Source organism: Acidimicrobiales bacterium, from assembly GCA_035512495.1.
GTDB lineage: Bacteria > Actinomycetota > Acidimicrobiia > Acidimicrobiales > CADCSY01 > DATKDW01.
Genome location: DATKDW010000019.1, coordinates 1 through 22708, shown reverse-complemented (window position 1 = coordinate 22708; position 22708 = coordinate 1). Strand labels below are relative to the sequence as shown.

Genomic DNA, 22708 nt, shown 5'->3' with positions numbered 1-22708 from the left:
TCGCGAGCGATCCACCCGGATCACCGGCATGTGCGCCGATCGGAGCGATTGCGAGCCGAGCGTCGCTGGGCCTATGCCGGTCTGGCGCTGGGCGCCGTCCGCCTCGATGAGGTGGACGCGCTCGTGGGGGTTGAGCGCACCTTCACGCCCGACCCCCACGCATCGGCGGTCTACAACCGCCTGTACGCCGAGCTTGCCGTGAGGAACAGCACCGGGATGGTGCTGCCGTCGCGGCGCAGGCGGCTGCACACCTCGAACCCGTCGAGGTCCGGCAGCATGACGTCGAGCACGATCAGGTCGGGCCGGATCGCGGCCGCCGCCTCGAGCGCCTCGCGGCCTGTCGCCGCCGGGTGCACCTCGAAGCCGACGTGGCGCAGCGCGGCCTGGAGCATCGAGCGCAGGTTCTCCTCGTCGTCGACGAGCAGCAGGGTCTCACCGGCCATCGATCCAGGCTGTCAGGCATTCCTGTGAGGTTCCTGAGAACAGGCCATGACGGTGGTTGCGTGGCCGTCGCCCTGCTCGCCGCCCGACTCTCCGACGTCGCCCAGGACGGGTCCGCGACCCTGGTCAGCTTCGGGGTGCTGAACCTGACCCACCGCCTCTCCCACGAAGCCGCCGCACCGCTGGAACTGGACGAGCCGATGGGCAACGAGGGCAAGACGGGGTCTTCAGCCAGAACTGGAACCTCGAGATCCCCCGCGCTCTGATCTGAGCGAGCACGCGGGCACCCACCAGCGGCTGCTGCGGTGAGGACCCTCGCCCGCATCTCTGGCCGCGCTCGTGTCGTGGTCACCGAGCAGCGCGAGCACCCCGAGGGTGGGTCTTCGGGACCTTCGACCCTGCCATTCCGGCGCTGCATGCCCGACACTGGTCTCAGTCCGCATCGAGGGGAGCTTCAGATGGACCAGTCGTTGAAGATCGCCGTCGCTGTCCTCCTCGGGTCGTTCTTGGTCGCATGCGGTGGAGACGACCAGGCCAGCGACGCGACCAACGCGCTCGAGGTAACCGGCACCGTGGAGCTGCGATTCGAGCCTGACGAGTTCGTCGTGCCGGCGGGTGAGGTGGTCACGGTCGAGCTGAGCGCGGAGGGCGTCGAGCACGACTTCAACATCGAGGATGCCGCCGATGCCGGCGAGGTCCACGATGAGATGGACATGGGCACGGAGTCGGGTGACGACGACCACGGTGATGAAGCCCACCGTGGCGGAGAGGACACGCTTCCGTTGGAAGACCTGCACATCGTCCACTCCGATGCCGACACAGCCGAGACGGGATCGTTCACGATTGACGAGCCTGGGACGTACACCGTGTACTGCTCGGTTCCCGGTCACCGGGGAGCCGGCATGGAAGCGTCGCTCGAGGTCGTCTCCGTGAGCGAGTGAGGTGCCCTTGCTGAGACGACCAGCCACGGGGCGCTTCGGCACCACAGCCGCTCGACACTCGAGATGACCGGCATCGCTGTCTCCTCTTTCACGCCGCCACGGCGGCGGATCCAGGTTGGTGCTCGACGTCCGTGTCGCGGTGGGTGAGATCTACCCTGCGCAGCAGCTGGGCGTTGAGTGCGACCACGACCGTCGAGGTGCTCATGAGCACGGCGCCGAGAGCCATGGGCAGCACGAACCCTGCCCAGGCGAGGACGCCGGCGGCGAGCGGGATGGCGGCGACGTTGTACCCGGCGGCCCACCACAGGTTCTGGAGCATCTTGCGGTAGCTGGCGGCGGACAGGCGGCGGATCATGACCACGCCCCGGGGGTCGTCGGAGGCGAGCACGATGCCGGCTGACTCGACGGCGACGTCGGTGCCGGCGCCGATGGCGATGCCGACGTCGGCCCGGGCGAGAGCGGGGGCATCGTTGACACCGTCGCCGACCATGGCGACGACCTCGCCCCGCTGCTGGAGGTCAGCAACGGCGGCGTCCTTGTCCTCGGGGAGGACCTCGGCGAAGACCTCGTCAATGCCCAGCTCGGCGGCGACGGCGTCTGCGACCTGCTGGGCGTCCCCGGTGATCATCGCCACCCGCACACCCGCGTCGTGCAGGGCGTCCACGGCCTCTTGCGACACGACGCGCACCTGGTCTTCGAGAGCGAAGGCGCCCAGAACGTGGCTGCCGGCGACCGTGGTGAGCACGGCTGCGCCTCGGTCCCGCCAGGCATCGATCCGCTCGCGGAGCCCGTCGGGCAACGTCACGTCACGTTCTCGGAGCAAGGCGGGCCCACCCACGGCGATGGTGACGCCGTCGACCTCGGCCTCGACACCCCGGCCAGTCATCGAACGGAAACCGCTGGATCGGGGGATGTCGAGGTCGCGCGCGCGGGCGGCGGCCACGATGGCCCGGGCGAGGGGGTGCTCGCTTTCTGCCTCCACCGCCGCAGCGACCGCGAGCAGCCGGTCGTCATCACCATCGACCGCGGCGAGGTCGGCCACCGCGTGCTCGCCCTTGGTGAGGGTGCCGGTCTTGTCGAAGAGCACCACGTTGACCTGGCGCATCAGCTCGAGCGCCTGGCGGTCCTTGACCAGGATGCCGTGCTGCGCGGACTTGGTGGTCGAGATCGACACCACCAGCGGGATGGCCAGCCCGAGAGCGTGCGGGCAGGCGATGATCAGCACCGTCACCGCCCGCACCACCGCGGCCTCGGCGTTGCCGAGGACCGCCCAGACCGACACCGTGAGGAGGGCAGCGACGAGAGCCACGAAGAAAAGCAGGGCAGCGGCGCGATCCGCCAGGACCTGGCTTCGGGAGCTGGACTCCTGGGCCTCGGCGACCAACCGCTGGATCCCCGCCAGGGTGGTGTCGTCGCCGATGGCGTCGACCTGCACCCGGATGGACGAGTCTGCTACCACGGTCGCGGCCACCACCCGTTCGCCCTCGCCGCGGGCCACCGGGTTGGACTCGCCGGTGATCATCGACTCGTCCAGCTCCGCCGTGCCCTCGACGATCGTGCCGTCGGCGGGCACACGGGCACCGGGACGGACCAGCACAACGTCACCGACCGCCAGATCGGCGATCGGCACCGTCTCGACCTCGCCGGACTCGCTGACTCGTTCGGCGTCGTCGGGGAGCAGCTCGGCCAGCGCCGCGAGCGCCCCCCGGGCTTGGCCGATGGCACGCATCTCGAGCCAGTGACCGAGCAGCATGATGGCGATCAGCAACGACAGCTCCCACCACACCTCGACGTCGAACAGGCCAAGAGAGGTGGCCAGGGACGCCACGTAGGCGACGGTGATTGCCATCGCGATGAGCAGCATCATCCCGGGCTGGCGGGTGCGGGCCTCCGAGACGCCACCGGCCAAGAACGGCCACCCGCCGTAGAAGAGAATGATCGTGCCCAGCACCGGAGACACTGCCCCGTGGCCCGGGAGCTCCCACACCCCGTAGCCGAACCAGTGGCGGAGGTGCTCGGAGTAGTACACGACCGGTGCGGCCAGGACCAGGGTCACCCAGAGCCGGTCGCGGAACATCGCCGCGTGATCGCCGTGATCCCCATGGCCGCCGTGTCCTCCGTCGGCGCTGTGCTCGCGGTGGGACGCGCGGTCGTGGCCTCGGGCCATCGGATCGTTCCCCGCGTCGTTCGCCGCCGGGTGATCTGTGGTGCCCTCGTGCTCTCCGACGCGGGCTGGGCGGTGGCGCTCGTGTCGCTCCGTCATGGCAACGTCTCCATCAGCTCGTCAGCAGCCGCTCGACGGCGGCGGTGGCCTCGGTCCACTTCCGATCAGCGCCCGGCCCGCCGCGAGCGACCGCTTCCGTCACGCAGTGTCGCAGGTGCTCGAGCAGGCGCGTTCAGCTACCGAGCCACGCCAGGCAGCCGCTCATCGACCTAGGCTCGTGACCTACAGAGGAGGACGCCATGTCGTTCATTCAGATCATCGAGTACAAGACCACCCGCATCGACGAGTTCAACGCGGCGCTCGACGGCTGGCTCGAGAAGACCCAGGGCCAGCGAGCCGCTACCCGTGGCGTCCAAACCCGAGACCGTGACGCGGCCAACACCTACGTGCAGATCGTCGAGTTCCCCACCTACGAAGACGCGATGGCCAACTCGAACCTTCCCGAGACCAGCGAGTTCGCCGCCCAGCTCGCGGTGCTCTGCGACGGTCCACCCACGTTCCGCAACCTCGACGTGCTGCGCGAGGAGCAGATGTAGAGAAGGACGGAAGCGCGCGAGGGCATCGGCGGGGCGGCCAGGCTGTAGTGCTGCCGGCCGTGGAGCGCTCGCAGACAACCTCGTCCCGATCCCGGCCCTACCCCAGGCGGGTGAGCACGTTGCGGGTGATCTGCTCGATCTGCGGGTCTCGTCCCGCCAGCCCGTGGGCCCAGTCGGTCGACCCGGACGTGAGCACGGTGGCGCCTGCATCGTTCGTGTAGGCACCGAGGACGGCGTGTCCGTGGCGGATGCGCTCCATCGCCTCGGGCGCACGCGTCCCGAAGACCCGTGACGCGATGTACTCCAGCTCGCTCGGCTGGCCCGGCTTGGGCGGGCGAGGTGCGGTCTCGCGCGTGAAGTGCTGCGTCGGGCAGGTGCCGAGGATCTCGAAGGTCGGCGGGGTGCCGTCCTCGCCGGTCGGGTACGGCAGCCCGTCTCGATAGGTGAACACGCACCCGTCGCACTCGTAGCCGACGACGGTGGCCCCGGCACCGAGCACGTCGCCGTAGCCGAGCCCTGTGCCGTCGAAGATCCAGTGGCCGGCGCGGTGCACGGTGTAGCCACCGAGGCCTTGGGTCACGTTGCGGCCGATGCGGTGGTAGCCGCCGCGGGTGAACGTCACGCCGGTCATGTGGTTCTCGGGGCGCCCGACGACCACGTCGGACCAGAAGGTCGTTGCCTCGGGCTCCCGGTCGCTCCCCATCACGGGGTCGTCGTTGAAGAAGCCCTTGTACCCGACCATCACGTCACGGTCGTCACCCTCGATGCGCACCTGCCACAACGACGTGTTGCCCGAGAAGAACGCGGCGTTGCCCCCACCGGCGATGAACGCCTCGACCGTGTCGCGCATCCCGCGCGACCAGTACTCGTCGTGGCCGACCGACAGGTAGAGGCTGGCGCCGTCCAGGACCTCTGGGTGGTCCTCGAGGTCGGCGTTGGTGCACACACCGACCTCAAACCCCTCACGCTCGGCCCACTCGATGAACGGCAGCTCCCAGTCGGGCCAACCGGCTGACCCCGCATAGCCCGAAAGGTGGTTGAGCTGGAGGTAGCCGACGTGGGCGGCGTTCTGGGGGTCGGGGGCGCCGGTGCCCGTCACCCGGCGGCCCTTGCCCGGCGGCTTGTGGAGGTAGCCCGCCGCCATCGGTCGCTGCATGGCCACGTGGGTGCCGCCCGTGTACAGGTTCGGCCCCCCGAAGTCGTTGTAGGCGTGCCACGTGTTGGTGGCGAGCGCGATCACGATCTTCGCCTCGGACGACGGGCGCACGACGAAGAAGGCGTGGTCCCGCCGCACCTTCTCGCCGATGTCGATCTCCATGACGACCTCGTAGTAACCGGACCGCCACGTCGGGTCGACGTCGAGCGTGAGCGCGACGGGCCAGCGGCAGCCCTTCGACGCAGCATCCTTCGGCGTCTCGTGCTCGTCGGCGGCCACCGCGTCGGACCGGTGCACGACCTCGCGCCGTGCACCGACCCGTGCCACCTCCACCTGCACCGGCCGTCCACCGGACGACGACAGGTGCAGGCCGACCTGCTCACCCGCGACTGTCGACTGCGGCCAGCAGTACCCCGTCACCACTTCACGCTTCATGAGCCGACCCTAACGGGGCGAGACGTCTCGCTCGATCGACGGGCTCGTCCCCCGAGATGCGTCACTCGTCGGGTCGGAGGAGCGAGATGGCCAGACCGGCCAACCCGAGTCCCAGGAGCACCAGCGGGCCCAACCAGCGCAGATTGAGCTCGGTCCACCCGGCACCTTCGAGTGCGAAGAGGGATCCCAGCAGCACCAGGACGATGCCCGCCGTGAGGGGGACCGGCTCGAGCTCATGACGCCGCACGGCGCACCTCCAGCGTGCCGACGCCCAGGCGGGCCACGAGCCGCAGGGTGGGACCATCGGCATCGCCCTCGATCGTGGCCCTCCTCCGGTTTCCGGCACCCTGGTCCTGGTGACCGAAGGCGTCGAGCTCCCCGAGGCTGACCCGGGCCCGCATCTCCACATCAACCTCGTCCGGAACGATGACGGTGAGGGCGCCGAGCCCCATCCGGACCTCGATCTCGCGGTCGTCCCGAAACGAGACATCGCTGAGGTCGAGCACGGCGTCCCCGACGAACAGCCGATAGGAGCCCTCGACCTCGGAGGCGGCAGCAGGGGACCACCGCCGCTCGCCGACCCCGCCTCGGAGCGGGATGTCGACGACGGCGATGACCACGGTGAGGGCGAGGAGGGTGACGCCGAGGGCGATCAGCCCCCGGGGCCGGCCGAACCAGGTCCCGGCGATGAGGCCGATGCCGACGATCACGACCGAGAGGCCGAGCACCACCTGCAGGTCGACCCTCGCCGCACGGGCCGCCTCCAGGGTGGCGGCGGCCCCCCAGAGGAGCAGGAGGCTGCTGCCCACCAGCAGCGAGAGACGGGAGCGCGGTGTGGGCGGGGACGGGGGCGCACCCTCGACACCGTGATCCTCGGGCGAAGTGGGAGGCGGCGCAGCGGCCTCTGACCCGGGCGAGAGCCATGGGCCGGCGCCCGCTGCCGGGGTGGACTCCGTCGAGCTCCCGGTCGTCCCCTGCTCCCTGGACCAGAGCCACGCCAGCGCGCCGAGGCCCACCAGGAGGAGGAACCCGCCCTCACCGGACCAGGGGTGGCCGGGTATGGCCCAGCCAACCAGCACCACGGCGACGGCGCCGATCACGACCGCGGTCAGGAGGTCGTTTCGCCCCCGGCTTCGGACGGGGGCACCGCCCGGCTCGCCCTCCTCCGGGATCAGCAACCAGGCGACGATGTAGGCGACGAGGCCGGCGCCGCCGAAGATGACCGACACCGCCACCACGATGCGGAACACCAGCGGGTCGACGCCCGTGTAGGCGCCGAGGCCGCCGCACACACCTGCCACGTGTCGGTCGGTGCGGCTGCGCAGCAACGGTCGTGGTGGTGCTGCCTGGGGGGTCTGCTCGGTCTCCATGGCGCCATCATCGGGTCCTCGGTTCGGGCGCGCCATCGGGGATGTCCCTGAGTGAGGTGAGGGTCGCATCCCCGATGACGCCGAGGGGTTGGCGTGCCACGATGCCCCCGTGGCACCCGTGCGACCTCCGCTCGAACGCCGCCCCGACGATGCGCTGGTCGCCGGCGTGGCCGCAGGTCTGGCCCGCCATGTGGGTGTCGATCCGCTCGTTGTGCGGGTGCTCTTCGTCGTGCTCACCGTCGCCGGAGGATCGGGACCGCTCCTCTACGGCGCGTTCTGGGCGTTCGTGCCCCAGGTGGCCGTCGACGACAGGCGGGGTCGGCGTCCGGCCGGCCAGCTGGTGCAGCTGCCGGCACTCGCCGCCATCGCCCTCGGGGGGCTGCTGGTGGCGTCGCAGCTCGGCTTCGCCATCGGGCAGACGGCGCTTTGGCCGGCCTTGGTCGTGGGGGCAGGGGTGGCCCTGGTGTGGCGCCAGGCCGACGATGCCCAGCGCGCCCGCTGGATGGGAGATGCCTCCACCGGAGGGGTTACCCGGGTGGTGGCCGGAGTGGTCCTGCTCGTGGTGGGCGTCACCGCCTTCCTCGCCACCAGCGTCGACGTGGGGGTGCTCGGCACCAGCCTCGTCGCCGTGGTTGCCGTCGTGGCCGGGCTGGCGGTGACGTTCGCTCCGTGGTGGTGGCGGCTGCTGGGCGATCTGCAAGACGAGCGCCGCGAGCGCATCCGCTCGCAGGAGCGGGCCGAGGTCGCCGCGCACCTCCACGACGGGGTGCTGCAGACGCTGGCGCTCATCCAGCGCCACGCCGACTCGTCTACCGACGTCTCGAGGCTGGCCCGTCGCCAGGAGAGCGAGCTGCGGACGTGGCTCTTCGCCGGCGACGAGTCACCCGACGTGCGCCTGGCGGCCGCAGTGCGCGCCGCCGCGGCCGAGCTCGAGGGGCGCTACGGCGTGCCCGTGGAGGTCGTGACGGTGGGGGACTGCGACCTCGACGACCGCCTGCGCGCCCTGGTGGCCGCGCTGCGCGAGGCGGTCGTCAACGCCGCCAAGTTCGCGGGCGGGGTCGAGGTCGATGTCTACCTGGAGGTGAGCGACGACGAGGTGGAGGCCTTCGTGCGCGACACGGGGGCAGGGTTCGATCCGGCTGCCGTGCCCGGTGACCGCCGGGGGCTGGCAGAGTCGGTCATCGGTCGCATGGAGCGCCACGGCGGCGAGGCGGTCGTCCGCAGCGCCCCCGGCGAGGGCACCGAGGTCGAGCTGCGGGTCGGACGGTCCCTGCGGTGAGCGACGGGGGCCAGCGGGGCCGGACCCGGGTGGTGATCGTGGACGACCACCACATGGTGCGCTCGGGCGTGCGGGTGGAGCTCGGCGACCACGTGGAGGTCGTCGGGGAGGCCGAGGATGTGGCGTCCGCCGTGGAGGTGATCCGCAGGGAGGTGCCCGACGTGGTCCTCCTCGACGTGCACCTGCCAGGTGGCGACGGCCACTCGGTGATCGACGCCGTGTCGGCCACCCACCCCAGGGTGCGCTTCCTGGCGCTGTCGGTGAGCGATGCCGCCGAGGACGTGATCAGGGTGATCCGAGCCGGCGCGCGCGGCTACGTCACCAAGTCCATCTCCGGGCCGGACCTCGTCGACGCCGTGCGCCGCATCGCCGAGGGCGACGCCGTGTTCTCGCCACGCCTGGCGGGCTTCGTCCTGGACGCCTTCGCCGACCCCGGCGGCTCCGGTGTCGCGGCCCCCGTCGACCCGGAGCTCGACCAGCTGACGCCCCGCGAGCGCGAGGTGCTGCGTCTGATCGCCCGCGGCTACACATACAAGGCGCTGGCCCACCGTCTGGACATCTCGGTGAAGACGGTCGAGTCACACGTCTCCGCCGTCCTGCGCAAGCTGCAGCTCTCCTCCCGCCACGAGATCACCCGGTGGGCCACCGACCGCAAGCTGATCTGAGCGACAACCAGGTCAGGCGGTCGCCGCTGGGCCGCCCTCTTCGCCCTGGGGCGCGAGGATCCCCGTGGTCGAGAGCACCAGTGCGACCGCCGGACGGGCGCCGTAGATGCTGACGTCGCAGCCGCTGCGGTGCGCCCTGCGCATCACGACCATCAGGGTGCTCAGGCCGTCGGCATGGACTCGGCCGACCGATGACACGTCGAGGCGCAGGCTGGGCACCTCCGCCAGGCCGACGAGGATCCCCACATCGAGCGCGGCGCGGGCATCGAGGTCGCCGTCGACGGCGATGGTCGCCGTCCCTCCGGGGTCGGTCGACATGGTGGTCGTCATGGCGCCCCTTCGTGCTCGTGGCCGGGTGTGCCGCGCGTATCGTTCGCGTTCGTCCAAGGCGGGCGATGTCGACAACAGGTGCACACCACCACCCTTCCACCGGTCCGAACCGGGCGTCCATGGCCAGAACGTGCCATTTCGTCGGGGGGGTAGACGGGACTAGTCCACCGTCCCGGGAGTTTGTCTCACGGAGCGCGGTGGGGATGGTGATGGCTGTGAGCAGCACCGCGGCCGTGTCCGACCAGGCTCGAGCCGACAGGTTCCGGCGATGGGTCGCTGCCGACTGGAAGCGATGGCTGCTCAGGCTCGGGATCTTCGTCGCAGCGGTGCTGGTGCTCCTCGTGGTCCTCTTCGTGGTGGCGTACGCATCGGTGCGCCTCCCGAGCGAGCCGCCCCGGGCCCAGACGAGCGTGATCGTGGACACCGAGGGCAACGTGATCAGCCAGCTGTTCGACGTCGAGAACCGCGTCGACGTCCGTCTCGACGAGGTGGCGCCGGTCATGGTCGACGCCCTCATCGCCGCCGAGGACCGTTCGTTCCGCTCGCACAGCGGGATCGATCCGATCGGGATCACCCGAGCCCTCCTGGTCGACCTGCGCGGCGGTGATCTCCAGGGTGGCTCCACGATCACCCAACAGCTGGTGAAGAACGCCTACCTCACCTCGGAGCGCAGCCTCACCCGGAAGGTTCGCGAAGCGGTGCTGGCGATCAAGGTCGAGCGGGAGCTCAGCAAGGACGCCATCCTCGAGCGCTACCTCAACACCGTGTACTTCGGCCGGGGCGCCTACGGCGTCGAGGCGGCGGCCAAGGCCTACTTCGGCATCTCCGCCGACGAGCTCGACCTCGGCCAGTCGGCGCTGCTCGTGGGCCTCCTCCGCTCGCCCGAGCTGGCCGACCCGACCAGGGAGCCCGAGGCGGCGGAGCAGCGCCGGGCTACGGTCCTGGGCGCCATGGTGAGCGTGGGCACGATCACCGAGGAGGAGGCCGATGCAGCGGCCGCCGCGCCCATCGGGGCGGTGACCCGCAAGGACGAGCGCGCCGTACTCAAGGGCTCCACGGCCTACTACGCCGATCACGTCAGGAGCTGGGCGGTCGCCACGTACGGAGAGGGGCTCGCCTTCGGCGGGGGGCTCGTCATCCACACCGCGCTCGACCCCAGGCTCCAGGCGGCGGCAGAGCGAGCGGTCTTCGAGACGCTCGGGAACCCCGACGGCCCCGACGGCGCACTGGTCGCCGTGGACCATCGCGGCGCCATCGTCGCCATGATCGGCGGTCGGGACTTCCAGGCCAGCAACGTGAACCTCGCACTCGGCGCCGAGGGCGGCAGCCAGGGCCGCCAGCCAGGATCGACCTTCAAGCCGTTCGTCCTCCAGGCGGCGCTCGACGCCGGCATACCGGTGACCCAGGTCTTCGAGGCGCCGCGGGAGATCGAGGTCGACGTCGAGGGCCAGCTGTTCGAGGTGGGCAACTACGGCGACGAGGCGTTCGCGCCCATGGACCTCACCGCCGCCACGGCGCGGTCGGTCAACACCGTCTACGCCCAGCTCGTCGCCCTCACCGGCCCGCAGGCCGTCGCCGACGCCGCCAACGCCATGGGGGTCACGGCCGAGCTCGACCCGTTCCCCGCCATCGCCCTCGGGACCGAGGAGGTCTCACCCCTCGACATGGCGAGCGCGTTCATGACCTACGCCCGCCGTGGCACGCGCGTGACCCCTTGGTACGTGGAGCAGGTGACCGAGGCCGACGGCAGGGTCATCCACACCGTCGACCCCGACTCGGCGCAGGTCATGCGCCCCGAGCGGGCTGACCTCATCAACCACGTCCTCCAGCGGGTCATCACCGGCGGTACGGGGCGGGCGGCCGCCATCGGGCGCCCTGCAGCAGGAAAGACCGGCACCACGCAGGACAACACCAACGCCTGGTTCGTCGGCTACACCCCCGCGCTCGGCGCCGCGGTCTGGTTGGGTCACGGTGACGAGGGGCAGCGACCGATGGAACCTGTGGACGGAAGGCCGATCACGGGTGGCGGCCTCCCCGCCGAGATCTGGCAGCGCTTCATGGCCGAGGCCGTGGAGGGGGTCGACACGGGCGAGTTCAGCGCGCCCCGAGCCGAGGAGCTGACCCCGCCGACCCAGGCCCCGCCGCCCACCGAGCCGGAGGAGACGACCACCACCGAGGAGACGACCACCACCTCGTCGACCACGACGAGCTCGACCACGACCACGACGAGCTCGACCACCACCACGACGAGCTCGACCACCACCACCACGACGAGCTCGACCACCACCACGACGGCCCCGACGGGCGACGGCGCCAGCACCAGCGACGGCGAGACCTCAGGCCCGGAGGGGGACCCCTAGCTCGGTCAACCTTCGAGCGCACCCGGGTCTGTTGGAACGTCGACGGCGTGCTGGCGGAGGATCTCGAGAGGGACGATGTCCAACGCCCGCTCGTGAGTGGAGGCAAGCACGACCGGGGCGGCCACGCCGTCGCCGTGGGCTCGCAGCCAGTTCGCCGCGGTGACGCACCAGCGGTCACCGGGGACGAGGCCCGGGAACCGGTGGAGCGGCATCGGCGTGCCCAGGTCGTTGCCGATGCTGCGCTGGTGCTCCAGGAACTCGGCTGTCACGACGCCGCAGATGGTGTGGCTGCCCAAGTCCTCCGGACCTGTGCTGCAGCAGCCGTCGCGGTAGAAGCCGGTCATCGGCTCGGTGCCGCAGGGCTCGAGGTCGCCGCCGAGGACGTTGCGTTCGCTCACACCCCGAGCATCGCGCGCCGCGCGTCGGTCGGCAGCGCGAACGCCGCGATGGGTACCGTCGTGGCATCGGCGACACCGGGGTGAGCGAGGCAGCCACCGATGGGGGTGGACCGGGGGGTGCCGGCGTCGGTCGGGCCCGCCCCTCGCCGTCGCGCCGCCTGATCACCGCCCTCGGCCCGGCGGTGGCGATCGTCCTGGTCCAGCAGGTGGTGTTCCCGGCGCCGTCGGGCATCGTGCTCCGCGGGGTGATCGTGGGTGGCCTCACCGCTCTCATCGCCCTCGGGATGGCCCTCGTCCACCGCTCCGACCGGATCATCAACTTCGCCCAGGCAGACCTGGGCTTCGCTCCGGCTGTGCTCGCCTACCTCCTGATCGACGAGGTCGGCATGCCGTGGCCGGTGGCGGTCGTCGCCGGCCTGGTCGCCGCCATCGCCCTGGGTGGCGCGACCGAGCGGCTCGTGATCCGCCGGTTCTCCCGGTCGCCCAGGTTGCTCGTCACCATCGCCACCATCGGGCTCAGCCAGGTCCTCACCGCCGTGGCGCTCCTCGTCCCTCGGCTGTGGGGCCGGCGGCTGGTCTCCGATCGCATCGACCCGCCGTTCGAGGTCACGGTCCGCCTCGGCGGTGTGGTCTTCGACGCCAACGACCTCCTCGCCCTGGTGCTGACCCCGCTGGTCGTGGTGGCGGTGGCGACGCTGCTGCGGCGCAGCGCTGCCGGCGTCGCCATCCGGGCCAGCGCCGACGACGGCGACCGCGCAGCGCTGCTCGGCGTCCCCGTCCACCGCCTGCGCACGATCGTGTGGGCGACGGCGGCGGGGCTCGCCTTCGTCACCGTCTTCCTCCGGGGCGGCATCCTCGGTCTCCCCGCCGACAGCGTCCTCGGCTTCAGCGTCCTCCTGCGAGCCCTCGTCGCCCTCGTGATCGGGCGGATGACGAACCTGGTGACGGTCACCACCGCCGCGGTGGCGCTGGGCGTGCTGGAGCTTGGCATCGCCTGGGACCACTCGGTGGCGCTGGTGGACCCCGTCCTCGGGGTGATCGTCGTCGTCGCCCTGCTGCTGCAGCGGGGTGGCACCTCGGGGGACGGGGCCGGGGACGACACGGCGTGGCGGGCAGCCGACGAGGTCCGTGGGGTGCCGTCAGCGCTGGCCCACCTCCCGGTGGTGCGGTGGGGTCGCCGCCTCGCGCTCGTCACCGTCGTGGCGGCTGCCGCGGTCGTGCCCCACGTGGTCTCCGTCGATCGCTCGCTGCGGGCTTCTGCCCTGTTGGTCTATGCCCTGCTGGGGCTCTCGCTGGTGGTGCTCTCGGGGTGGGGCGGCCACGTCTCGCTCGGTCAGGTGGCCTTCTTCGCCATCGGCGCGGCGGTCTGCGGGTGGGTCACGGGCACTCACGGCGCCGACCTCGTGGCGGGCCTGGTGGTGGCCTCGCTGGCCGGCGCGGCGGCGGCGGTGGTGGTCGGGGTGCCGGCGAGTCGGGTGCGTGGCCTCACCCTCGCCGTCACCACCTTTGCGTTCTCGCTGGCGACCACCTCCTACCTCCTCGACCGCAACCGCTTCGAGTGGGTCCCGAGCGGGCGCGTCGAGCGGGCACCGCTGCTCGGTGGCTTCGAGGTCGCCACGCCCACCGAGGTCTACGGCCTGGTGCTGGCAGTCCTCGTCATCGTCGGTCTCGGGGTGCGTGGGATCCGCACCAGCCGGGCAGGGCGGGCGATGGTCGCCCTCCGAGACAACGACCGTGCCGCCCAGTCGTACGGGATCCGTCCGGCCACCCTCCGGGTCGCCACCTTCGCCCTCTCGGGTGGCATCGCCGCTCTCGCCGGCGGGCTGTTCATCCACCACCAGCAGGCCTTCGACGCCACGACCTACGCCCCCGTGCAGAACCTCGCGGTGTTCACCATGGTCGTGATCGGCGGCCTCACCTCGGTGACCGGCGCGGTGTTGGGCGCCGGGTTCCTGCTCGGCGCCCAGTGGTTCCTGCCAGCAGAGCTGCGGGTCCTGGCGTCGGGGGTGGGGGTCCTGCTGGTGCTCTGGTTGGTCCCCGGCGGGCTGGCGACGCTCCCCTTCGCCGGGCGAGACGCGCTCCTGCGGCGTTTGGCGGCGCGCCACGGCACCACCGTCGGTCCCGTGGCCGAGGACGACGTGACACCGTCGGACGGAGCGCCGCTGCGTGGGGAAGACGACCGAGGGGAGGTCCCGACGACTGCCGGCCTCCTCGCGGTGGAGGGGCTCGACGTCTCCTACGGGCCGGTGCAGATCCTCTTCGGGGTCGACGTCATCGTGGAGGAGGGCGAGGCCGTCGCCCTCCTCGGCACCAACGGGGCCGGCAAGTCCACCTTGCTTCGCGCCGTGTCGGGGGTGGTCCCCACCACCGCGGGAACGGTGGTGCTCGACGGTCGCGACATCACGCGCCTCCCCGCGCATGCTCGTGTGGCGCTCGGCATGGCCCAGGTGCCCGGGGGGTCTGGGGTGTTCCCGTCGCTCACCGTCGCCGAGAACCTGCGGGTGGCCGGCTGGCTGCACCGGCGCCGGCCCGGCGACCTCGAGGAAGCTCGGACCCAGGTGGACGAGCTCTTCCCCGTCCTGACCGGGCGCGCCGGCCAGCGGGCGGGCTCGCTCTCCGGCGGCGAGCAGCAGATGCTGGGGCTCGCCATGGCGCTGCTGACCAGGCCGCGCCTGCTCCTGATCGACGAGCTGTCCCTCGGCCTGGCACCCGAGGTCGTCGGACGCCTGCTCCGGGCCCTGGAGCAGCTGCGGCGGGAGTCGATGACGGTCCTCCTCGTCGAGCAGTCGGTGGAGGTGGCCCTCGCTGCCACCGACCGGGCGATGTTCCTCGAGCGTGGCCAGGTCCGCTTCTCGGGGCCGACGGACGAGCTGGCCCAGCGTCCGGACCTGCTCCGGTCGGTCTTCCTCGGGGGTGCCACCTCGGTGATCGGCGCCGGCCCCGGTGCGGCCGATGCGAGCACCCCGGCCGGTGTGATGACTGTCCCGGCCGAGGCCACCGTGGACACCGCGGCCACCGTGGACACCTCGGACCTCACGCCGGCCGGCGACGCCACACCGGCGCTCGAGGGGGTGAGGCTGTCGCGGTCGTTCGAGGGTGTCGCCGCGGTGCGGTCGGTCTCGTTCGAGGTCGGCCCCGGGGAGGTCCTCGGCATCATCGGCCCCAACGGCGCGGGCAAGACCACGGTGTTCGACCTGGTGAGCGGCTTCACCACGCCCGACGGGGGGTCTGTCCGCCTCGGCGGCCGCGACGTCTCCCGTTGGTCGCCTTCGGCTCGCGCCCGGGGCGGCCTCGGCCGGTCCTTCCAGGACGCGCGCCTCTTCCCTTCGTTGTCGGTCGAAGAGGCGGTCGCCACCGCCTGCGAGCGCTGGGTGGCGGTGCGCGACCCGCTCTCCGCCGCCTTCCGGCTGCCGAACGCACTGGACAGCGAGCGGGCGGTTAGCCGCCGGGTCGCCGAGCTCGTCGAGCTGCTGGGGCTCGGTGATCACCGCTCGTCGTTCGTCGGCGAGCTGTCCACCGGGACGCGCCGGGTGGTCGACCTCGCCTGCCTGCTCGCCCACCAGCCCTCCGTGGTGCTCCTCGACGAGCCGGCGGCGGGGATCGCCCAGCGTGAGGTAGAGGCGCTGGCGCCGCTCATCCGCCGCGTGCGTGACGAGACCGGTGCCAGCCTGGTCGTCATCGAGCACGACATCTCGCTGATCGAGGCGGTCGCCGACCGCCTGGTCGCCATGGACCAGGGGCGGGTGATCGCGGTCGGCCGCCCCGACGCCGTCCTCGGCGACCCCGTGGTCGTCGAGTCGTACCTTGGCACGGAGGAGGCCGCCATCCGGCGGTCCGGTGCCCCATCGGGAGGGTGAGCGTGGAGCCACGAGGAACAGAGGGGGCTGCTGCTGAGGGGCCGGGCGCGCTGCGCCGATGGGGCCCCATCGCCGTGGTGGTGGCCGTGGTTGCCGGGGTGGCCGTGGTGGGTCTGCTCGCCGGAGGCGGCGACGACGGGGGCGGCCCGGGGGCGGTCGGCCCGGCCGAGCGCCCCGACGGGGCCATCTCGTGGTCGATGGCCCAGGAGCAGGGCCTCGACGTCACCTTCCCCGACACCTGCGACACCGAGAGCGGGCGCGTGGCCATCCCCTTCATCTTCCGCGCCGAGTGCTTCGCCGACGTCGATGACAACGGTGGCGCCACCGCGCCCGGGGTGACCGCCACCGAGATCAAGGTGGTGGCGTGGATCCCGGCAGAGGACGACCCGGTGCGCGCCCTGCTGTTGCAGCGCATCGGGTTCGATGCCACCAACGCCGAGCTGCGGGAGGTGTACCGCGGCTTCGTCGAGGTCTTCGACGCGACCTACCAGACCTACGGGCGTCGTGTGGTCCTGGACTTCGTCGAGGCGTCCGGTTCGATCCTCGACAGCACCGCGGCGCGGGCCGATGCGGTGCGGGCGGCGGAGGACATGGGCGCGTTCGCCGTGCTCGGCGGGCCGGTCATCGGCTCGGCCTGGGCCGAGGAGCTCCAGGCGCGCGACGTCGTGTGCGTGGGCTGCGCCGGCGTCGGGGATCCGTCGACGGTGTTCTCCATCCCGCCCTCGGGGGGCCAGGTCCGGGCCCACCTGGTGGCGTACGTGTCGCGCAAGCTTGCCGGGGGCGACGCGGTGCACGCCGGTGAGGCGCTGCGCAGCGAGGAGCGCGTGTTCGGCCACCTCGGGCTGGGCATGGGCCCCGGCGACCAGCGCAGCGCGGACCGGCTGCGCGACGAGCTGGCCGACGAGGGGGTCGACCTGGCCGAGTCGATCCTCTACCCGCTCGACCTCGGGCGGGCGGCCGAGCTCGCCACCAACGCCGTCACCCGGATGCAGTCGTCCGGGGTCACCACCGTGTTGGTGCAGGCCGATCCGATCCTGCTGCCGGCCTTCACCCAGGAGGCGACCAAGCAGGGGTGGTTCCCCGAGTGGGTCCTCGGCGGCTCGCCGTTCATCGACACCAGCGCCTTCGCCCGCACCTTCGACCAGGAGCAGTGGCGCCATGCCTTCGGGATCAGCTACTTCCCGCCCCAGGTCCGGCCCGAGGCCAACCCTCCCCATCACCTGTACGAGTGGTTCCACGGGTCCCCGCCGGCGTTGGACGGCTCCCTGCCCCTCCTCCTCCTGCACCCGCAGGTGACGCTGTTCTTCACCGGCCTCCAGCACGCCGGGCCGCAGCTCACCTCGACCACCTTCCGCGACGGGCTGTTCCTGATGGGGCCCACCCCGCGCGCCGTGACCCAACCCAGCGTCAGCTACGGCGAGCACCGGTGGTCGACCACCGACTTCGCGGGCATCGACGACATGGTGGAGCTGTGGTGGGACCCCGACGCCGAGGGCGTCGACGAGGGCGGTGTGGCCGGCCGGGGGATGTACCGCTACGTCGACGGCGGCCGTCGCTTCCTCGTCGACGAGTGGGAAGGCGACCTGTGGGTCTTCGACGAGGAGGGCACCATCACCGTGGTGGAGGAGGTCCCCGACGACGAGCGGCCACCGGAGTACCCCTCACCCGGGGGCGGTGGCTGAGCGGCTTCCGGAGGAGTTGACCCGTGTGCCGTTCCCGCCGGGGCGGTACCGTGCAAGGACAACAGCGAACCCGCCACAAGGGGGTTGGATGAGTCGTCGCCACCAGAACGAGGATCCCGGGGCACGCCCCGACAAGGGAGACCGCCAGGTCGGCAACCGTCGAGTGCGCCGGGAGGCCAAGTTGGCGCTCGACGGCGATCCGGACGGGGTGGTGGTCCCTCGAAGTCCGGTCTCCGCCGGCCGGAGGGCCTCGGTGGGCAAGCCCCCCGCGAAGGAAGGGTCTCGCCGGGTTCGCCACTGGAAGCAGCCCTTCTGGAAGCGTCGCAACAACGTACGTGCCCAGCGGGCCGCCGCCGAGCGCGACCTCGCGTCCGAGGTCTGACCCGAGCCCCGGCCCGAGGCCGGAAACCCGGGGGCGCTCCGCCAGGGCGCTCCGTAGCATCGGACGGCTGTGGCGACCACCACCCGACCCGCGTCGCGCCTCCTGGCGACGACCCTCCGTCCGGAGCAGAGTCGCGTCCTGGCACTGGTCGCCCTGCTCCTGGTGGCCATGTTGCTGCCGCTGGCCGGGCCCCTGATCCTCGCCCGCTTCGTCGACGGCGCCCTCTCGGGCCGGCCGGTCGGCGCCCTCACCACCCTGGCGGCGGCGTACCTGGTGCTCGCCGTGCTCGGCGAGGTGCTCCAGCTGGCGGTGACCTGGGCCTCGGTGCACCTGGCCTGGCGTGCGGGCAACCGCCTGCGGGAGGAGCTGGCCGACCACGCCCTCCACCTCGAGCTTGCCTGGCACGGCGACCACAGCGCCGGGGTGCTCATCGAGCGCATCGACGGCGACGTCGAGGCCCTGACCCAGTTCTTCTCCAACGTGGTGCTGCACGTAATCGGCAACGCCATCCTGGTCGCCGGGGTGCTGGTGATCTCGACGGTCATCGACTGGCGGGCCGGCCTCGCCCTCACCGTCTTCGCCGCGCTCGCGGTGGCGGTGATGATCCGGCTGCGGGTGGCGGCTGTCCCGGCCCACGACGCCGAGCGGGAGGCCAACGCTCGCCTGTACGGCGACCTCGAGGAGCGCCTCGGGGGCCTCGAGGACATCCGGGCCAACGGCGCCGGACCCCACGCCGTGCACCGCCTCCAGGCCAACTCAGCCCGCTCGTGGCGCACCGCCCGCCGGGCCTCGCTCCACGGCGACAGCGCCTACGCGCTGTCGGCCACCGCCTTCGCCGCCGGCTCGGTGGCCACTCTGGCGGTGGGGATCCTCCTGCTCGACCGAGGGATCATCACCCTCGGGGCGGTGTTCGCCCTGTTCCGCTACGCCCAGCTCCTCCGCCAGCCGCTCGAGCGGATCGCCGAGCAGCTCCGCGAGCTCCAGAAGGCGCTGGCGGGTGCCACCAGGGCGGCGCGGCTCCTGGCCACCGAGCGGACCCTCGTCGATGGCCCACTCGGACCCGAGGCGCTGCCCTCGGGGCCCCTCTCGGTCGACCTCGAGGGCGTGACCCTCACCTATGCCGAGGGCACCGTGGCCGTGCGGGACCTCGACCTCCACCTCGCTCCCGGCACCCACCTCGGCGTGGTGGGACGCACCGGCAGCGGGAAGACCACCCTCGGGCGCCTGCTGTTGCGCTTCTGGGACGCCACCGAGGGCACGGTGCGCGTCGGCGGGGTCGACGTGGCTGACCTCCAGCTGGGTGCCCTGCGTCGACGGATCGCGGTGGTGACCCAGGACGTGGAGCTGCTGCGTGCCTCGGTGCGGGAGAACCTCACCCTCTACGGGCGATGGCCGGCCACCGACGAGCGTCTCGTCGAGGTGCTCGGCGAGGTCGGCCTGGGCGGGTGGCTCGCCGGCCTCCCCGAGGGGATCGATACCCAGCTCGCCGGCACCGGCGGCCTCTCGTCGGGGGAGGCGCAGCTGCTGGCCTTCGCCCGGGCGTTCCTGGCCGAGCCCGACCTCATCGTCCTCGACGAGGCGTCGAGCCGCCTCGACCCCGCCACCGAGGCGACCATGGCCGCCGCCATGCACCGCCTGCTCGAGGGGCGCACGGCGGTCATCGTGGCGCACCGCCTGGCCACCCTCGAGGAGGTTGACGAGATCGCGGTGCTCGACGGCGGTCGCCTCGTTGAGCACGGTGAGCGGAGCCGCCTCGCCGCCGACCCCACCACGCGCTACGCCCGCCTGCTGCGCGCGTCCGAGGCAGCCCACACCGGGCTGCTCGCCGAGGCGCCCGGTGGAGGTGGATCATGACGGCGCCACCGGCCTCGCCCCGCACGACCATGCGGGTGGCTCGTGAGCTGATCCGGCGCGACCCGTCGGCCTACGCCATCTGCTGGGTGCAGTGGGTGGGCTTCCACACCATCCCCTTGCTCATCGGGTGGGCGTTCAAGGTCGTGCTCGACCGCATCTCCGACGACGCCGCCGTGGGCTCTCCGTGGACGGTGCTGGCCGTCCTCGGCGGCCTCGAGCTGGGCCGCTGGCTCCTGCTGGTGAGCGCGGCGGTGCAGTGGCACGGGGCGTTCGTCGGCTGGCAGACGGTGCCTCGAGTCAACCTCCTCTACTCGCTCACCAGCGCCCCCGGTGCGACCTCGGGCCGGCTGCCGGGTTCCTCGGGCGAGGCCGTCAGCCGGTTCCGGGATGACACCCAGGACCTCGCCATGGTGCTCGACGTGTGGCTCGACATCTCCGGGGTGGCCATCGCCGGGGGAGCGGCCGTGGTGATCATGGCGACCATCGACGCCCGGGTGACGGTGGCGGTCGTGATCCCCGTCGTCGCCGCCCTGACGGTGGCCCGGTGGCTCGGGCCTCGGCTGCGCGCCTGGCGACAGGACGCCAGGCGGGCCACGGCCGAGGTCACCGGGTTCGTCGGCGACTCGTTCGGGGCGGTCCTGGCCGTCAAGGCGGCGGCGGCCGAGGAGAGCGTGTCGATCCGCTTCCGCGAGATCAACGCCCGTCGGGCCGTCGCCGCCCGTCGCGACGCGGTGGGCACCCAGCTGGTGCAGTCCCTGTCGGGGGCCACGGGCGAGGCAGGTGTCGGCCTGTTGCTGCTCCTCGTGGCCCCGGCCATCCGTGCGGGGGAGTTCACCGTCGGCGAGCTCGGGCTCTTCACCAGCTACCTCACCGTGCTCGCTGGCCTTCCCCGGTGGGCCGGGCGCCTCGGCGCCTACCACCGCCAGGCCGACGTCTCGGTGGCGCGCCTGGCCGAGCTGCGCCCCGACGGCGACGCCGACGCGGTGGTGGCGCCGGTGGTGACCCACCTCCGTCACGGCCCGCCGCCGCTGGCGGCGCCCACCCCCTCCGGGGAGCGCCTCGTGGAGCTGCGGGTCGAGGGACTGACCGTCCGTCACGGCGCGGTCGCCGCCGTCAGCGACGTGGGGCTGGTGGTGCGCCACGGCGAGCTGGTGGTCCTGACCGGCCCGGTCGGGTCCGGCAAGTCGACGCTGCTGCGGGCCATGCTCGGCCTCATCCCGAGCGACGACGGGTGCATCACCTGGAACGGCCGGGCGGTCGAGGATCCCTCCTCGTTCCTCGTCCCGCCCCGGGCGGCCTACGTGCCGCAGGTGCCACGGCTCTTCAGTGAGCCCCTCGCCGAGACCGTGCTGCTCGGCTGGCCCGAGGAGGACCTGCTGGAGGCGCTGCGCCTGGCGTGCCTCGAGGAGGACATCGAGGTCATGCCTGCCGGGGTCCGCACCGTGGTGGGCGCCCGCGGGGTGCGCCTGTCCGGCGGTCAGGTGCAGCGGGCGGGCGCCGCCCGGGCACTGGTGCGCCGCAGCGAGCTGCTGGTGGTCGACGACCTGTCGAGCGCCCTCGACATCGAGACCGAGGGAAGGTTGTGGGACCGGCTCCTCGGGGGCGGCCTGCGCAGCGCCCTCGTGGTCAGCCACCGCCCTCACGTGCTGGCCCGGGCCGACCGGGTCGTGGTCCTCGACCGCGGCCGGGTGGTGGGCTGACGGGGGGCGCGGCGGCGGTCTGGTCAGCCCGCGCTCGTCGCGCGCGGTCGTTCCCCCCTAGAGTGGTGTCTGACGAGTGGATCACTCGGATTCACTCGCAGTGAAGAGAAGAGAAAAGCAATGGCTACCGGAACCGTCAAGTTCTTCAACGCAGAGAAGGGCTTCGGCTTCATCTCACGTGAGCAGGGCGACGATGTATTCGTCCACTACTCCAACATCCAGGGCAGCGGCTACAAGTCGCTCGACGAGGGTCAGCAGGTCGAGTTCGACGTGGCCCCCGGCCGCAAGGGCGAAGAGGCCCAGAACGTCCGCGTCATCTGATCGCTGCACCACCCGACGGAGCCGCCGGCACCCAGTGCCGGCGGCTCTTTCATGTGTGGCCTCCGGTCGGGGCCCCGGCCGGACGACAGCGACGGAACGTCCCATCGGAAGGAGACGCACATGGCTGCACAGCGAACGAGCTTCGAGAAGCTGCAGCGAGACCGGGCCAAGAAGGCCAAGGCGGCACTGAAGCGCGAGCGGCGCCAGTCAGGCGAGGTTGAGCCCACCGACGACGACGAGACCACCCCCGAGGTCGTCGACCGCGGTGGTGAGCTGTCGGCGACGGCGCTGCTCGAGCTGATCGAGCACATCCACAAGCAGCTCGACGCCGAGGAGATCACCTTCGAGGAGTTCGAGGAGAAGAAGGCCGACCTCATGGCCCGCCTCCCGATCGACTGAGCCTGCGGGCCCCGTCGATAGCGGGGACGGGCTACCGTCGGTCATGGACGATCCCCACTTCAGCGAAGAACAGGTCGTCGAGGAGCGCAGGGTCCGACGGCCCAGGCGTGCCGGACGGCGCACTGTCACCACCCGCCGCACCGGCGGCCCCGCGAGGCCCGGCGGCCCGGGCTTCAACCCCGCGTTCGCCGTGGCCGCCGCCATCCTGGCGGCGTTCATCATCGTGTTGATCGTCGGCTACCTGCTGTAGCCGACCACTCGGAGCGGACCATCCGGAGCGGCCCACTAGGGTGGCCCTCCGTCAAGGCGGCGTGGCCGAGTGGTTCAGGCAAGGGCCTGCAAAGCCCTGTACGCGGGTTCGATTCCCGCCGCCGCCTC

21 protein-coding genes and 1 tRNA gene are annotated in these 22708 nt (G+C 72.0%); 15 read left to right on the top strand and 7 right to left on the bottom strand.

Features of this window, described 5'->3' with window-relative positions; genetic code table 11:
- Window positions 1-170: 170 nt before the first annotated feature.
- Complete coding sequence (locus tag VMN58_02125; GenBank protein ID HUF31989.1) at window positions 171-443, bottom strand: response regulator; 273 nt, start codon at window positions 441-443, stop codon at window positions 171-173.
- On the opposite strand from VMN58_02125, the gene VMN58_02120 reads away from it, so the two are divergent.
- Entirely contained in the window at window positions 351-707 is a 357-nt protein-coding gene (locus tag VMN58_02120; protein HUF31988.1) for a CocE/NonD family hydrolase C-terminal non-catalytic domain-containing protein, read from the top strand. The genes VMN58_02125 and VMN58_02120 overlap by 93 nt on opposite strands.
- Window positions 708-899: 192 nt before the next feature.
- On the top strand, window positions 900-1382 hold the full coding sequence (locus VMN58_02115; protein HUF31987.1) for a cupredoxin domain-containing protein: 483 nt from the start codon (window positions 900-902) through the stop codon (window positions 1380-1382).
- Window positions 1383-1470: 88 nt separating this feature from the next.
- On the opposite strand, the gene VMN58_02110 is transcribed toward VMN58_02115, so the two are convergent.
- Entirely contained in the window at window positions 1471-3438 is a 1968-nt protein-coding gene (locus tag VMN58_02110; protein HUF31986.1) for a heavy metal translocating P-type ATPase, read from the bottom strand.
- A gap of 407 nt (window positions 3439-3845) precedes the next feature.
- Here VMN58_02110 and VMN58_02105 point away from each other — a divergent pair, with 407 nt between their 5' ends.
- Entirely contained in the window at window positions 3846-4142 is a 297-nt protein-coding gene (locus tag VMN58_02105; GenBank protein ID HUF31985.1) for a hypothetical protein, read from the top strand.
- Between the two features lie 97 nt (window positions 4143-4239).
- On the opposite strand, the gene VMN58_02100 is transcribed toward VMN58_02105, so the two are convergent.
- The 3 genes from VMN58_02100 to VMN58_02090 form a co-directional block, all read right to left on the bottom strand.
- On the bottom strand, window positions 4240-5733 hold the full coding sequence (locus VMN58_02100; GenBank protein ID HUF31984.1) for a N,N-dimethylformamidase beta subunit family domain-containing protein: 1494 nt from the start codon (window positions 5731-5733) through the stop codon (window positions 4240-4242).
- 61 nt (window positions 5734-5794) lie between these two features.
- A complete protein-coding gene (locus tag VMN58_02095; protein HUF31983.1) occupies window positions 5795-5980 on the bottom strand; it encodes a hypothetical protein in 186 nt (61 codons plus the stop codon).
- A complete protein-coding gene (locus VMN58_02090) occupies window positions 5967-7103 on the bottom strand; it encodes a PspC domain-containing protein (GenBank protein ID HUF31982.1) in 1137 nt (378 codons plus the stop codon). The genes VMN58_02095 and VMN58_02090 overlap by 14 nt, the downstream gene beginning before the upstream one ends.
- A 109-nt stretch (window positions 7104-7212) precedes the next feature.
- On the opposite strand from VMN58_02090, the gene VMN58_02085 reads away from it, so the two are divergent.
- Window positions 7213-8382 carry a PspC domain-containing protein gene (locus VMN58_02085; protein ID HUF31981.1) on the top strand — a complete coding sequence of 390 codons (1170 nt, stop codon included), beginning with the start codon at window positions 7213-7215 and terminating at the stop codon, window positions 8380-8382.
- Window positions 8379-9047, top strand: a complete 669-nt coding sequence (locus VMN58_02080) for a response regulator transcription factor (protein HUF31980.1) — start codon at window positions 8379-8381, stop codon at window positions 9045-9047. Before VMN58_02085 ends, VMN58_02080 begins: the two co-directional genes overlap by 4 nt.
- A gap of 12 nt (window positions 9048-9059) precedes the next feature.
- Here VMN58_02080 and VMN58_02075 read toward each other — a convergent pair whose 3' ends face one another.
- Window positions 9060-9377 carry an STAS domain-containing protein gene (locus VMN58_02075; GenBank protein HUF31979.1) on the bottom strand — a complete coding sequence of 106 codons (318 nt, stop codon included), beginning with the start codon at window positions 9375-9377 and terminating at the stop codon, window positions 9060-9062.
- 215 nt (window positions 9378-9592) lie between these two features.
- On the opposite strand from VMN58_02075, the gene VMN58_02070 reads away from it, so the two are divergent.
- On the top strand, window positions 9593-11737 hold the full coding sequence (locus tag VMN58_02070) for a transglycosylase domain-containing protein (protein HUF31978.1): 2145 nt from the start codon (window positions 9593-9595) through the stop codon (window positions 11735-11737).
- A gap of 5 nt (window positions 11738-11742) precedes the next feature.
- Here the strand turns inward: VMN58_02070 and VMN58_02065 are convergent, their stop codons facing one another.
- Window positions 11743-12135, bottom strand: a complete 393-nt coding sequence (locus VMN58_02065) for a DUF2237 domain-containing protein (protein ID HUF31977.1) — start codon at window positions 12133-12135, stop codon at window positions 11743-11745.
- Between the two features lie 80 nt (window positions 12136-12215).
- On the opposite strand from VMN58_02065, the gene VMN58_02060 reads away from it, so the two are divergent.
- The 9 genes from VMN58_02060 (at window position 12216) to VMN58_02020 (ending at window position 22707) form a co-directional block, all read left to right on the top strand.
- Window positions 12216-15992, top strand: coding sequence for an ATP-binding cassette domain-containing protein (locus tag VMN58_02060; GenBank protein HUF31976.1), 3777 nt, complete (start codon window positions 12216-12218; stop codon window positions 15990-15992).
- A 2-nt stretch (window positions 15993-15994) separates the two neighbouring features.
- Window positions 15995-17674 (top strand): hypothetical protein, encoded by a 1680-nt coding sequence (locus tag VMN58_02055; protein HUF31975.1) that lies wholly within the window; start codon window positions 15995-15997, stop codon window positions 17672-17674.
- An 88-nt stretch (window positions 17675-17762) separates the two neighbouring features.
- Window positions 17763-18056 carry a hypothetical protein gene (locus tag VMN58_02050; GenBank protein ID HUF31974.1) on the top strand — a complete coding sequence of 98 codons (294 nt, stop codon included), beginning with the start codon at window positions 17763-17765 and terminating at the stop codon, window positions 18054-18056.
- Window positions 18057-18125: 69 nt separating this feature from the next.
- Window positions 18126-19910 carry an ABC transporter ATP-binding protein gene (locus VMN58_02045; protein HUF31973.1) on the top strand — a complete coding sequence of 595 codons (1785 nt, stop codon included), beginning with the start codon at window positions 18126-18128 and terminating at the stop codon, window positions 19908-19910.
- On the top strand, window positions 19907-21610 hold the full coding sequence (locus tag VMN58_02040) for an ABC transporter ATP-binding protein (GenBank protein ID HUF31972.1): 1704 nt from the start codon (window positions 19907-19909) through the stop codon (window positions 21608-21610). The genes VMN58_02045 and VMN58_02040 overlap by 4 nt, the downstream gene beginning before the upstream one ends.
- Before the next feature lie 120 nt (window positions 21611-21730).
- Complete coding sequence (locus tag VMN58_02035) at window positions 21731-21931, top strand: cold-shock protein (protein ID HUF31971.1); 201 nt, start codon at window positions 21731-21733, stop codon at window positions 21929-21931.
- A gap of 120 nt (window positions 21932-22051) precedes the next feature.
- Window positions 22052-22330: a hypothetical protein gene (locus tag VMN58_02030; GenBank protein HUF31970.1), complete on the top strand. Its 279-nt coding sequence runs from the start codon at window positions 22052-22054 to the stop codon at window positions 22328-22330.
- Window positions 22331-22373: 43 nt separating this feature from the next.
- Complete coding sequence (locus VMN58_02025; GenBank protein ID HUF31969.1) at window positions 22374-22580, top strand: hypothetical protein; 207 nt, start codon at window positions 22374-22376, stop codon at window positions 22578-22580.
- Between the two features lie 55 nt (window positions 22581-22635).
- Window positions 22636-22707, top strand: a tRNA-Cys gene (locus VMN58_02020).
- Window position 22708: the final 1 nt, after the last annotated feature.